The sequence below is a fragment of the Algoriphagus antarcticus genome, assembly GCF_002150685.1.
GTDB classification, from domain to species: Bacteria; Bacteroidota; Bacteroidia; order Cytophagales; family Cyclobacteriaceae; genus Algoriphagus; species Algoriphagus antarcticus.
Genome location: NZ_MSSW01000097.1, coordinates 1 through 13,706, shown reverse-complemented (window position 1 = coordinate 13,706; position 13,706 = coordinate 1). Strand labels below are relative to the sequence as shown.

Below are 13,706 nucleotides of genomic sequence, written 5' to 3'. Positions count from 1 at the left end.
TATTTTTATGCCTGAATATTATTTCGCTTCAGTCTGCTTTGAATTTATCTACTATATAAAGGAAGATATTAAAGGATAAAGTTGAAGGTACTGTTTCTGTCTTTTTTCCTTCTCCACTGATAGTTCCTTCTTTTTTAAGAGACTGCGCTTTTTCTCTATTTATACTAGTTGACACAGGCTGTGCCGAATTCCTATGAGAAGAGTTGTCTTTTATTTCCAATGAATGGTCAACACTTGGCCGATCAATCGGCTTTGTGTTTTCCATTTCCATCTTATCTTGTTCATTCTGCGCAAATGATTCTCCTGTAATAAAGCAAAATCCCGCAGCAAATAAGCTGAATATAGTGAGTTTCTTAAAAGAAAATTTCGTTAATTCAATCATTTTTCGAGTAAGTTCCTTTAATGATTATTTTGGGTGTTTTAAAGGTTCCTAAAATTAGGAAAAAAATCGACTATGCAAACGATTGATTACAAAGATTTTGACAAAATAGAATTACGTGTGGGTACGATAATGAAGGTTGAACGGTTTGAAAAAGCCCGTAAGCCTGCCTATAAAATTTGGATTGACCTGGGCAAAGAGTTTGGATTGAAAAAATCCTCAGCACAGGTAACTTTCTATTATAAGCCTGAAGAGTTAATCGGTCGACAAGTCGTATGCGTTTGTAATTTTGCTCCTAGGCAAATCGCAGATTTTATGTCTGAGATTTTGGTGACTGGATTCAGCGATGAAGAGGGTAATATAATACTGGCCTCAGTGGAAAGAAAAGTTCCGAATGGAGCTAGGTTACATTAGACCTCTTTAGAATAAGGGAAGTTCAAAGGATTTGGATAGTCAAACGTAAATCCTGATTTTAGAATTTTCTCTCCAGAAACTAACCTATCAAATCCTTCGGGAGGATTCGAGTAGCTTTTTGGAGCTTCTAATCCAAGTTCTACTACATTCCGTTCGTAGATGTCTTTTCTTAGCGAGTGGATAGGAGCTACACCATTATAGATTTCATTCCAGAGTTCGTTCTCGATGATCCAGCTAAGCATTCTTGCAGCATCATTTCTGTAGATGAAATTCACACGAGTATTACCATTTACGTCTTCTCGGCCAGCTACATATTTCCCCGGGATTCTGTCATCCCCCAGCAAGCCACCAAATCTGACAATTGTAAGCTCTTTGCAACCCATAAATGAAGTTTCTCCTTTCAGAAGGGTAATATTTCCTGTCGTTTTTGGTGTGATCTGCTCGGCTTCTGTGTAAGCTTCCTCTTGATTTTGATCTGGATATACACCAGTACTCGATACGAAGATGACTTTTTGAATTTTGGATTGGTCTACCATACTTCGTAGAAACTTCAATTGCTCCAGATACATTTCACCGTTTGTGGTACGGGATCGTGGAGGAATATTAATGACTAGGACTTCACTAGTGAATAATTCTTGAAAGCCTTTCCCCTGAGGAAAAGGTATGAGCTCAAATTGGAAAGCTTCTAGGCCCTGATTTACAAGCTTTGTTTGCTTTTCAACGGAAGTTGTACTACCAACTACGGCATGTCCATTATTTTGTAGAAGATGAGCTAAGGGCTGACCTATCCAGCCGAGACCTATTATTGAGATTTTTGTCATTGATCTTAAAGAAAAAAACCTCCTAGGATATGGAGGTTTTATTACTATTGCTTTTTGGGAATTGTACCCAAGATGTAATCCCACAAGGGTGTACTAACGCCGAATGCTACATCGGGATCTTTGTAATGATGAATTGCGTGATGCACCCATAGAACTTTCATGAAATTCTTTGGCGGCTGTACTGCGTGTACCAAATAGTGAATTCCCAAATAAAGTGCATATCCTAGCAAAAAGCCCGGCAAGAAATAGTAGGCTAGATCTCCCATGGTCAATTTGAAAATTAGGTATAGTATGGCAGAGTAAGCCGCACTTACAAATGGCGGCATTGCTAATCTATCTTTATCCTTTGGATAATCATGGTGAATTCCGTGCACGGTGTACTGCAATTTGTCCTTGATAGGAGTATTAGGCTCCATGTGGAAAAAATGCTTGTGCATCATATACTCGACTAAGGTGAAACCAATATATCCCACTACAAATAATAGAATTGCGGTTCCTACTCCCACAGATGCTCTCTGAATTCCGAAATAAATAGAAATTATTCCAAGAATGATGAACATTGTAATGGGTACTAATATGTTGGTTCTTGAAATTCTCTCCAAAAATGGGTTAGAGAAAATTTGAGCTGTGCCAAAATTATCTGGCTTATCCAATCTTCCTATCTTTTTCATACGCTACTAAATAAAAGTGTACTCAGTTGGGACTAACTTCACAAAGATACTTCAAAACTGTGTTTTGTCCCTGTGATTTAGCTGACAATAATCAGATATTAATCAAATTTCTGCCAATGCCGACGCTATAGTCTTCTGATAATAAGCTACATAATGTGGCAAAATAATAGAGATATCAAACTCCTTTGCCCTTGCAAGAGCATTTTTTTTGAAGGTGGGCAGGTTTGCATCATCCAAAATATAGAGTGCTTTTTCCTTCATGTATTGGATATCACCAATATTTGAAACAAATCCTGTGACACCATCTACATTCAATTCTGGGATTCCTCCTGCATTCGAGGTTAGAAGCGGCACTTCGCAAGCCATTGCTTCAAGAGCTGCCAAGCCAAAGCTTTCTTTTTCTGAGGGCATCAAAAATAGATCCGCCACTGACAATACTTCTTCTACTGCATCTAATTTTCCCAAGAAACGGACATCGTCACAGGTTCCTAATTCACGACAAAGTCGCTCCATTCTATCTCGCTCAGGGCCATCACCCACCAAAAGTAATTTTGCCGGGATCTCTTTTCGGACTTCATAAAACACCCGAATTACATCCTCCACACGTTTTACCTTTCTGAAATTGGAAGTATGAACTAGGAGCTTTTCTCCATTCGGGCAGATTGCCAATTTGAAATGTTCTTTTTTCTGTCTCTTAAAGCGATTCAAATCAATAAAGTTTGGAATCACTTCGATTTCTCGCTGAATATCAAAGAAAGCATAAGTTTCTTTTCTTAGATCTTCTGACACGGCCGTCACCCCATCTGATTGGTTGATGCTGAACGTGACTACTGGCTCATAACTTGGGTCCTTACCTACCAGAGTGATATCCGTCCCATGCAGCGTGGTCACGACCGGAATCTGAATTCCCTGTGTTTTCAAAATTTGCTTTGCCATATAAGCAGCTGAGGCATGGGGAATGGCATAATGAACATGAAGAAGATCCAGCTTTTCGTATTTGACTACACTCACCATCTTGCTTGCCAAAGCTAATTCGTAAGGCGCATGCTCAAATAAGGGATAGCTTTTGATGTCAACCTCGTGGTAATATAAATTCTCACTGAAAAAGTCCAAGCGAGAAGGTTGCTTGTAAGTAATGAAATGAACCTCATGTCCAATTTTGGCTAGTCCTATACCTAATTCTGTCGCTACTACCCCACTACCACCAAAAGTCGGGTAGCAAACAATGCCGATTTTCATAATATTTTTGCTGGTTTATAAACCTGCTTTTTAACACGCATTAACCCCCTTTTTGTTCAATTTCAAAGTTAATAATCCAGTTATTCAAAATTATGCAGGTAAAATTACTGAATATCAGTACACTTGGGTGGTTACATTAACTACATCCAGATACAAAAAACCCTTGAGAAAAGTATTTTCTCAAGGGTTTTGCTATACAAATCAATACGTTATCATCCTTTTTTGCTCTCATTTACGGCATGATGTGCTGCTCTCGCTGCAAAAGCCATGTAAGTCAAGGTAGGATTCTGGGTAGAAGTGGAAGTCATCGAAGCCCCATCTGTCACGTACACATTAGGTACGTCATGAAGCTGATGGTTTCCATTAAGCATAGAAGTTTTTGGGTCTTTGCCCATTCTCACTCCACCCATCTCGTGAATATCCAAACCAGGGACACGATGATCGTCACGCACGGAAATATCTGTGAAACCTGCCTTCGAAAACATTTCTGAGATTTGCTCCTGATAATCGATAATCATCTTTTCATCATTGTCATCATACTCCACATTGAATTTCAAGGTAGGTAGTCCATAAGGATCAAGTTTCTCGCTGTCCAAAGCAATGAAATTAGATTCCTTAGGAATAGTCTCTCCCATCATGTGTGAACCTACTCTCCATGGCCCATCTGCCGGCGTTTTATTTAGCATACTATTTTTCAAATCCATTCCTACCCTTGCGTCAGCCACATAGCCTCCACCTCTGTAGGCACTAAATCCACCTGCATAACCTCGAAGAAAATCAGTTTCTTGTTTTTTCACATTTCTAAATCGCGGAATATATCCGCTGGTTGGCCGCCCACCTGAAGTAGTGTATTCCTTAAACCCATCATGAGAAGCACTTACGCCAGCCCGGTAATTGTGGAAAGCGAAATATTTACCTAAAACGCCACTGTCATTTCCCATTCCGTTGGGGAATCTGGCGGAAGTGGAATTCATCAAAATTGCATTGGAATTGATGGCAGCAGCATTGATGAAGATCACATCAGCATAGAATTCTTCAACTTCTTTGGTGTGTGCATCGATTACTCTTACTCCGGTTGCTTTCCCTTTTTCCTCGTCATAAATCACAGAATGTACTACCGAATCTGGTCTTAATGTCACGTTTCCACTCTTCAAAGCCCAAGGAATAGTAGATGAATTGCTGCTGAAATATCCTCCAAATGGACATCCACGCTGGCAAAGATTTCTATTTTGACAAGAGGCCCTGCCTTGTGCTGCGAATTCTGGACTAGGCTCATGAATATGCGCGCATCGCGAAGAGATCATGTGGCGATCACCGCCATAAGTTTCTTTTAGCTTTTGGGCAAAATGCTTTTCTACAATATTTAGATCATATCCCGGCAAAAATTCTCCGTCAGGAAGTACATCCAGTCCATCAAGGTTACCTGATACCCCTGCAAATTTCTCCACATGACTGTACCAGGAAGCGATGTCTTTGTAGCGAATCGGCCAATCCACAGCAAATCCATCTCTCGCTGGTCCTTCAAAATCATAGTCTGACCAGCGCTGTACCTGTCTGGCCCAAAGTAGCGATTTCCCGCCTACCTGATAGCCTCTGATCCAGTCAAATGGTTTTTCTTGGATATAAGGCTGGTCAGCATCCTTGGCAAAAAAGTGCTCAGAATCTTCTCCAAATGCATAACATTTGGATACGATTGGATTTTCGTCAAGAACTTTCTGAGGGAGTTTTCCTCTATGCTTGAATTCAAAAGGGAGCATATTGGTAGTGGGATAATCCTTAATATGCTCCACGTTTCTTCCTCTTTCCAGTAAAAGCGTTTTCACCCCTAAGTCACCAAATTCCTTGGCTGCCCATCCCCCGCTGGCACCAGAACCTACGACAATGGCTTGATATGTTCGTTCTTGTTTGTTTCGGATATTCAGATTAGCCATCGATACGAGTAGGTTGAATTTCGGAGATTAAAGCGGACCCATTGTATGGACCAGGAATGAGTGAGTATGGAATTACTTCTGTCTGAATGTACTCTGAGGCCATGTAGCCTTGCATTGTAAGTCGCTTGGTTGTGTTCAGGAAATAGGTTACAGCTTTATCTTTTTCACCTTCAGGATTTTCTGATGGCTGCAGATCTATTCCAGTTTGAATCAAATTTTCTTTCTCCTTGGTGCTGAGTTGGTCATACTTTTTACCAGCTGTTTTTTTTGCAAAATCAGGAAAAGCGGCGAGGCCAGTGCTGAAAAGAGTCTGATTGTCGGTACTCATGCAATCATTCACCATCACTAGTATGAAATCAGGCACTTCTAATTCAAGTGCTCCTTTTAATTCTCCAGCAGGTATAATTGTATCTGATATTGCTCCCAAGAGTTGCTTTTGCGAAGCGGTAACCTTGAGATTTTCGTAGGCTGCCAGGATATCATCTGAGCTAAAATCACATGAAGGAATTAGGGCGAGTCCTCCTGATATCAGCGCGAGATGCCTTAGGGCGATTCGTCTGTTCATAAATAGGTTTGTGTGATTGGGTTTTGCTATAGGTTTTGAAGTTAGGCAAATTGATTTTTAATTGCCATTAATTGTTGATGAAAGGGGGTAAGTGAAGTTACTTATTGGCTCTTTTTGTTTTAAGAATTGAGTGAAATCACCTTGTCAAAACACCTACTTCTGCGAAAGTTGCGGCATTGCCATCAGCGGTTTTAATTGCCTTCAGACGAATAAACCGTGATTTAACTTCGGCAAATCGGACGATTTGTTCGATAGGACTATTGACAATATTTGAGAATTCTCCTGAAGCTACTTGCTTCCAAGAATTCCCATTTGTGCTTACTTCGAATACATAATTGGTAATAAATCCGCTCGGATATCTAGCCTGCATCGGCATATAGGTGAAGCCTTTTAAACTCGTTTCTTCCCCAAGGTCGATTGTAAGACTGTTTTCCTCACTTTCAAAATAACTCCCTGAGTTTTCATCTATTGCTTTTTCACCTTTTGCCTGGATCACTTTCCAATTTGCCTTTGCAAGATCCACGTCAATTCTCACAGGCTCACTTTTTTGACCTGAAACTGGATCCACGGAAATGGCTTTCAAAGTAGCTGCTTGTTCAACCATAAATGGTTCGGCATACTTTTGACTTTCTGCACTAGGATCAGAATCATCTAGCGTGAAATAAATTTCCATCCCTTCATCGGGCTTTGTAAATGTAATCTCTCCTGAGTTTGCTCTGGAATAGGTAGGAGGAATGATCAGCTTTGGGGCATTATATATTCCAACTTTTGAGATTAATGGAATGTCTTTTCCATCAGTAAATCTAACGCGGACAGCTCTCGCCGTCACATCTGGAAATCTTAAAATTCTCTTATGACCAATAGTTGTGCCTTCGGCGATTTTCTCCCAGTTTCCATCGGCTTCTTTTTCCAGAATGAAGGATTTTACTCGCTGCCCAAGAGGTGTGTATTCTTGGAGCATTAGCCGATTGAAAATGACTTCCTCTCCAAATTCCAGTGTAATCTCTGCATCTTCTGAGCCATCAGGCGTTGTCCAATAAGTCTCATAATCTTCGTCAAGAACATTTTCTATTTTGTAGCCTTTTCCTCGCTCGTCATTGGCTCTTGCTGCTGCTTGCGAAGCCAGATTAACAGCAAAATCTTCTTTTACTTTTGCTGCGAGTTTCATGATCGCATCTACATCATTTTCATGAATCAGACCTCTAGTATCTACAGGGAAATTGATAAGCAAAGAGCTGTTTCTCCCGATGCTTTTGTAATAGATTTCCAAAAGCTGTGGCAAAGTTTTGACCTTATGATCCTCATATTTATGATAGTACCACCCTGGACGAATAGAAACATCTGCCTCAGCTGGTACCCAATGAGTGCCATTTTCTTGTCCTGAAGCATATTTCTCCGGATATTCAGGCATTCCTGCATATACTGAGTCCCGCATCAAAGTTGACCAAGTGGTCTCATATGCAAAGCCGTGCTCATTACCAACCCATCTTACGTCTGGCCCGCCATCGCTGAACATCATCGCATTGGGTTGCAATTCGCGGACAAGTTTGTAAACTTCCGGCCATTGGTAATAAGTGAGCTTATCTACTTTCCGGGTCTCATTTGCTCCCCCATAATAGCCGTCACCACCGTTTGCTCCATCAAACCAGACTTCGAAGATCTCTCCATAATTTGTAAGCAATTCTGTCAGTTGATTCCTCATGTAAGTGATGTATTCTGGCTTGCCATAGTCAGGATGATTTCTGTCCCAAGGGGAATAATAAATCCCAAATTTCAATCCATATTCCTTACAAGCCTCAGCAAGTTCTTTGATCAAATCGCCTTTCCCCTCTTTCCAAGGGCTGTTTTTGATCGAATGCTCAGTATAGGCTGATGGCCATAGTACGAATCCATCATGATGTTTTGCGGTAATAATTAACCCTTTCATACCTGCCTCAGCAGCTACTTGTGCCCATTGTCGTGGCTGAAGATCTGAAGGGTTGAACATTTCTGGTTTTTCATCGCCAAAACCCCATTCTCTATCGGAAAAAGTATTCATATTGAAATGAATGAAACCGTAATATTCTAATTCTTGCCAAGCGATTTGACGAGGGGCAGGAACTGGTAACACGGGTGCGGGAGGAGTTGCTTTTTCAGCACAAAAAGAAAGGACTACTAACAGTGACAGCCAAAGTGTATTTTTCATTAGAAAAGAGTTAAGGCAGAATATTAGCTCTTTTGAGTGGAAATCGAAAGTAGAATGTGATTTGAAGTACGTAGATGAGTTTAGCTTAGGAAGCGTAAATTTTTAAATGGTAAATATTTCTCTCCAAAAAGCCGTTAAATTCGCCCCATGACAAAATACTTTACCCTCTTTTTGATTTTTGTTTGCTTTGCAGCAAACGCACAGATTCAGATCACAGTCATCGACGCAAAAACACAAAATCCATTGAATAATGTGCTAGTACGCCCCGAAACTGGCAAAGCTCAAATCACTAATACATCCGGAATTCTAGCTTTTTCAGGTTCTGAGGATAAGAATTTCACATTCTTCAAATCGGGTTATGAAGCTTTCTCTGCAAAATTTGGAGCGGGCGAGCACATCGTCAAATTAATCGAAAAATCATTCAATCTTTCCGAAGTCACTGTAACAGCATTTGAGTCAGAACGCCCACTTTTGGAGCAATCCGCAGCGATCGCCGTAGTGTCAGAGCAGGACTTCAGCCGCTTCAACGAAACATCCATTGTCAATTCATTCAATACTAAGCCTGGGATCCGCATTGAAGAACGCGCTCCTGCCAGTTACAGAATTTCGATTCGTGGAAGTTCACTCCGCTCTCCATTTGGAGTTCGAAATGTGAAGGTATATTGGAATGAAGTACCTTTTACTTCCCCAGATGGGACAACTGCATTGAATCTTCTTGACTTATCCAATATCCGAAATGCCGAAGTAATCAAAGGCCCTTCGGGAAGTATATACGGCGCAGGGAATGGCGGTGTAATTAATCTTTATAGTCCCGCAAATCCTATTGGAGGAAGGATTTCGGCGGATTTTATGGTAGGAGATTTTGGAATGACTCGCTATAAGCTGGGGCTTTCTCAGCAAGTGGGAAATGGAGGTTTTGAAGCTTCTTTTGTAAGTCAAAAAGCTGATGGATATCGTGAACATGCTGCGATGGATAGACAAGTCTTTCAGCTGGGAGGCTTTTTCTCAGTTTCAGACAAGCAAGAAATCCGAACTCAGCTGTTGATCTCAGATTTAAATTATCAAATTCCAGGAGCACTCAACGCGGATCAGCTAGCTGAGGATCCAACACAAGCCAGACCTGGATCGGTAAACCAAAACAGCTCAATTTCCCAGCAGTCTGTCTTCGCTTCTCTTGGGCATTTGTATAGATTCTCACCAAAGATCAAGAACTCGACTACACTATATCTGAACACCAATGATTTCGAAAACCCTTTCATTTTAGATTACAAGAAAGAGCTTGGTTTCGGATTCGGAGGTAGAACAAAATTCACTTTTGATGGAAAGCTGGCTGGAAAAGACCTGAGAATAATCGCAGGAGGAGAATATCAAACTAGTATCACCGATGCGCAGAATTTCGGAAATGTCAATGGAGTAGCCGATACTGTGAGATTTGCAGATAAACTTCGTGCAACTCAAGGATTCTTGTTTCAGCAGGCAGAATGGGATCTGATGGAGAACTTTATGCTGACTTTCGCACTCAGTGAGAATTTCAGCAGTTTGGAAATAGATCGTCAGATTAATGCCTCAGGTGGGCAGACAGGGCTTCAGGAGCGAAAGTTTGATCCGATTGTAGTTCCGAGATTTGCGCTGAATTATCAGTTCAATGATTATTCTGGAGCGTATGGTAGCATCAGCAGCGGCTTTTCCCCACCTACAATTGATGAAGTCCGGACCAATGAGGGGAGTTTAAACCTTGATTTGGAAGCAGAAAAAGGAGTGAATTATGAAGTGGGCTATAGAATTGGCAAAGGAAAGTTGAATCTGGATTTGACTGCTTTTTACTTCAAACTCGAACAAACGATCACGACTTATACAAATTCTCAAGGTGTTGTGCTTTTCAGAAATGCGGGTTATACAGATCAAAAAGGGATAGAAGCGGCGATTGACTATGCCTTGATTAGAAATGGGGTCACTTTTATTCGTGATCTAAAAATCGGAACTGCATTTACGGGGAATTACTTCAAGTTCAAAGATTATCAAAAAAAAGACAATGACTTCTCCGGTAATGACCTGACGGGAGTTTCTCCAAATACACTAGTCACGCGCTTGGATCTTCGCACCAAGCCCGGAGTTTATTTGAACCTTACTCATCAGTTCGTGGATGAAATCCCGCTCAACGACGCCAATACAGTCTATCAGGATGCCTATAATTTGGTGAATATGCGATTTGGCTGGGCCAGAAGTTTTGCGGGAAAGTGGGAACTGGAAGCCTTTGCCGGTGTGGACAATTTGCTAGACGAAAGTTATTCCCTAGGAAATGATTTGAACCCTTTTGGCGGAAGATATTATCAGCCTGCACCAACTAGAAATTGGTATGGTGGCGTGAAAGTGGCGTTTTTGTATTAGGACGTCATTACGGGGAATTTATCGAGAACATTCCTTTAATACCTAACTTTAAATTCCGAAGCAGTCTCATTGATGGTTAGAACTCCTCACTGGATTGCTAGCCCATTAGGAAAAGAGAAGCTAGTAAAAGGGGGCTTGGGATTTTTATACTTACTAATTCTACCTATCATTTTTGTCGCAAGTCAATAGATTTTAGAAACTAGAGTCAAGAGCCGAGATTTGTGCTACTCCCCCTTGGATTTTAGATACTTTTTGGAAACGGAGTTTCATCAAAAGGGGGCGGGGGGATTTATAGAGAGTAGCTAGTATTAATACATAAGATTTTAGACAGCTTGTAATGAAAAAAAGCAAGGAAAAAGTAATGGTAAGTCTCAAAAGGAATTTCCCTTACCTTGAATTATGCCTGCTTGGGTTCTATGGGTTTATCATTGTTATTAGTACTTATAAGCTGCTCTTTGCACATGAAATGGAATTCGACTGGATTCTAATTGGAGTCATCCTTGCTCTTTTAGTATTTGGGATATTTTTTAACAATTCAAATAAGTTGCTTATAGTAACAGATAAAAAGATAATAATCAAAAAATGGTTGTCTGGGAAGCGATCCGAGTTTCTTCTAAAAGACCTCAAGGGATTTGAGCTTAAAGAAAATTATGACCGTTTTGGGTTTGTAAAACACGTAAGGATAATTACTAATGATAATGACATATTTGAATTCATTAAAATGAATTATTTGAATTACGATAAATTAATTCCAGGATTGAAAAGAGTAGGTCTGCAATATTTAGGAACGGTAGAATTGAAATCAAAATACAAACATATTTGGGCTCTAATTGGAGGAATATCTAGTGCCTTGGCTGTTTTGGGATTCTTCCTTGTTCAACTAATGAAATTATTGAAGTAAAGTACCTCGTATGTTCTGAATACTTTTTTTAGCGCAAGTCTCATGACTTATGCCGATACTAATTGCAGTCTGAAGACTGCATTTTCATAAGTTCAAGGCTGAAGTCTTGAACTAAACGCAGCAATGACAACCTACTCAATCCCATCCAACTCACTTAATTCCAACCAAGTCAGTTCCAATTCTTCCAATTCAGAATCAATTTCCAGCATGCGCGATGAGATTTTCATTAGCTCTTCGTGGTCGGAATTTCCACCACTGATTTTTTCGGTAAGTTCGGATTTCTCTTTTTCCAATTTGGCCATGGAAGCATTGACCTCCTTGAATTCATTCTTTTGCTTAAAGCTAGCTTTTACTTTAGTTGGAGCTGCAGTGGTAACCGCAGCTTTCTCAGATTGAATAGATTTGGTGGATTCGCTGCTTCGGTCTTCAGTCTTCGGACTTCGGTCTTTTTGCTCTTTCTCCACTTCACGGAACTCAGAATAATTACCGGGGAAATCACTGATTTCGCCTTCTCCTTCGAATACAAACAAGTGCTCCACCAATCTGTCCATGAAATATCTATCGTGGGAGACGATGATCAAACAGCCTGGAAACGTATCCAAAAACTCCTCTAGGGTGTTCAACGTCATCAAATCCAAATCATTCGTAGGTTCATCGAGAATCAGGAAATTAGGATTCTTGATCAAAACCATCAACAATTGAAGTCTTCTTCGCTCACCACCGCTGAGTTTTGCAACTGGTGTATGCTGTTGCTTTGGAGGAAAGCCAAATTGTGTCAAAAATTGAGATACCGTAATTGTAGCTCCACCAGCGATGGTAACTACTTCGGCGACTTCCTTCACAATGTCTAATAGACGTTTTTCCTCGTCAAAACTACTTTCTTCCTGTTTGTAATAACCAAAAGCGGTTGTCTGTCCGATGGAAACAGTTCCTTGATCAGGAGCCATTTGTCCAGTGATCATATTGAGAAAAGTGGTTTTCCCAGCACCGTTTGGACCTATAATTCCAATTCTATCTTTCTTTTTGAACGTGTATGAAAAATTATTAACGATCGGAACTTCCCCAAAAGCTTTTTGCATTTTTTCGATTTCAATGATCTTGTTTCCAAGTCGCTGAGTCGTCACGGTCAACTGAATATCACGCTCTTCACGTTTCTGAGAAGCTTTTTCTTTTGTGTCTTCAAAAGCATCCACACGATATTTTGCTTTAGTGCTTCTCGCTTTTGGTTGACGGCGAATCCAATCCAATTCCTTTTTGTAGAGACTCTTGGCTTTTTCGAGTTCTATATCCTCGTTATCCATTCGCTCTTCTTTCTTGTCAAGGAAGTAGCCGTAGTTTCCTTGATAGCGGTGTATTTTACCCTGATCAAGTTCCAAGATTTCATTAGTCACTTTTTCTAAGAAATATCGATCGTGAGTCACCATGAAAAGCGCAAGATTGGATTTTGCTAAATAATCTTCCAGCCATTCGATGGTTTCCAGATCGAGGTGGTTGGTAGGCTCATCGAGAAGCAACAAATCAGGTTTCTCCAAGATGGCTTTTGCCAAGGCAACTCGTTTACGCTGACCACCAGAAAGTGTTCCCACAGGGATTTCCGTGTCATGAAGGCCAAGTTTACCAAGCACTTCTTTCACTTGGTATTCAAAGTCCCAGGCTTGGAAAGCATCCATTTTCTCAAATAGCACAGACATTTTATCCGAATTATCTATGCCACGTTCAGCTTCCAGCATAGCCTTATGATAATCTTCAATCACCTTGAGCACTTCAGAATTACTTTGGTCGAAGATGGTCTGGTAAATACTCATTGTACCTTCAAAAACTGGATTTTGATGCACATAAGCCACTTTCACCTGCTGGTTTGTTCCCACTTGACCCGTATCAGGAATCTCCAAGCCCATGATGATTTTCATCAGGGTGGATTTTCCCGCGCCATTAATACCGACGAGGGCGATTTTTTGACCTTGAGAAATGCCAAAAGAGATGTTGGAAAAAAGCTTGCGCTCACCGAACGCTTTACTGAGGTTTTCGACCGAAAGGTAATTCATGCCGCAAAAGTAGGAAAAAGGCAGGCAAGAATTACTTTAATTCCAATCATGTTGTTTTCAATTGGCTGATTAGTAAAACTTATTGAAATTGATTCGGCTCAAAATTTATGAAAATACGGCTCAAAACTAGGGTAAGATGAGCGTTATTTAGTCGATTTTGACACTTT

The 13,706-nt window shown here is 40.5% G+C and carries 11 protein-coding genes; 3 read left to right on the top strand and 8 right to left on the bottom strand.

The genetic code is table 11. The features are described 5' to 3' along the window. Positions 1-28: 28 nt before the first annotated feature. Positions 29-382 (bottom strand): hypothetical protein, encoded by a 354-nt coding sequence (locus BVH04_RS23330; RefSeq protein ID WP_086543874.1) that lies wholly within the window; start codon positions 380-382, stop codon positions 29-31. Between the two features lie 72 nt (positions 383-454). On the opposite strand from BVH04_RS23330, the gene BVH04_RS23325 reads away from it, so the two are divergent. Then, on the top strand, positions 455-793 hold the full coding sequence (locus BVH04_RS23325) for a tRNA-binding protein (RefSeq protein ID WP_086543873.1): 339 nt from the start codon (positions 455-457) through the stop codon (positions 791-793). Here the strand turns inward: BVH04_RS23325 and BVH04_RS23320 are convergent. From BVH04_RS23320 to BVH04_RS23295, 6 genes are all read right to left on the bottom strand, one after another. Continuing rightward, positions 790-1,614: an NAD-dependent epimerase/dehydratase family protein gene (locus BVH04_RS23320; protein WP_086543872.1), complete on the bottom strand. Its 825-nt coding sequence runs from the start codon at positions 1,612-1,614 to the stop codon at positions 790-792. The genes BVH04_RS23325 and BVH04_RS23320 overlap by 4 nt on opposite strands. Before the next feature lie 44 nt (positions 1,615-1,658). Beyond that, positions 1,659-2,285: a sterol desaturase family protein gene (locus BVH04_RS23315; protein ID WP_086543871.1), complete on the bottom strand. Its 627-nt coding sequence runs from the start codon at positions 2,283-2,285 to the stop codon at positions 1,659-1,661. A gap of 102 nt (positions 2,286-2,387) precedes the next feature. Then, a complete protein-coding gene (gene bshA, locus BVH04_RS23310) occupies positions 2,388-3,524 on the bottom strand; it encodes an N-acetyl-alpha-D-glucosaminyl L-malate synthase BshA (protein ID WP_086543870.1) in 1,137 nt (378 codons plus the stop codon). Positions 3,525-3,736: 212 nt separating this feature from the next. Further along, a complete protein-coding gene (locus BVH04_RS23305; RefSeq protein WP_086543869.1) occupies positions 3,737-5,455 on the bottom strand; it encodes a GMC oxidoreductase in 1,719 nt (572 codons plus the stop codon). Continuing rightward, entirely contained in the window at positions 5,448-6,020 is a 573-nt protein-coding gene (locus BVH04_RS23300; RefSeq protein WP_086543868.1) for a gluconate 2-dehydrogenase subunit 3 family protein, read from the bottom strand. Before BVH04_RS23300 ends, BVH04_RS23305 begins: the two co-directional genes overlap by 8 nt. A 136-nt stretch (positions 6,021-6,156) precedes the next feature. Next, complete coding sequence (locus BVH04_RS23295) at positions 6,157-8,205, bottom strand: alpha-L-fucosidase (protein ID WP_086543867.1); 2,049 nt, start codon at positions 8,203-8,205, stop codon at positions 6,157-6,159. A gap of 147 nt (positions 8,206-8,352) precedes the next feature. On the opposite strand from BVH04_RS23295, the gene BVH04_RS23290 reads away from it, so the two are divergent. Together BVH04_RS23290 and BVH04_RS23285 are read left to right on the top strand one after the other, a co-directional pair. Then, positions 8,353-10,593: a TonB-dependent receptor domain-containing protein gene (locus BVH04_RS23290; RefSeq protein WP_086543866.1), complete on the top strand. Its 2,241-nt coding sequence runs from the start codon at positions 8,353-8,355 to the stop codon at positions 10,591-10,593. 337 nt (positions 10,594-10,930) lie between these two features. Next, positions 10,931-11,494, top strand: coding sequence for a hypothetical protein (locus BVH04_RS23285; protein ID WP_086543865.1), 564 nt, complete (start codon positions 10,931-10,933; stop codon positions 11,492-11,494). Positions 11,495-11,625: 131 nt separating this feature from the next. Here the strand turns inward: BVH04_RS23285 and BVH04_RS23280 are convergent, their stop codons facing one another. Further along, positions 11,626-13,539, bottom strand: a complete 1,914-nt coding sequence (locus tag BVH04_RS23280; RefSeq protein WP_086543864.1) for an ABC-F family ATP-binding cassette domain-containing protein — start codon at positions 13,537-13,539, stop codon at positions 11,626-11,628. Positions 13,540-13,706 lie beyond the last annotated feature (167 nt).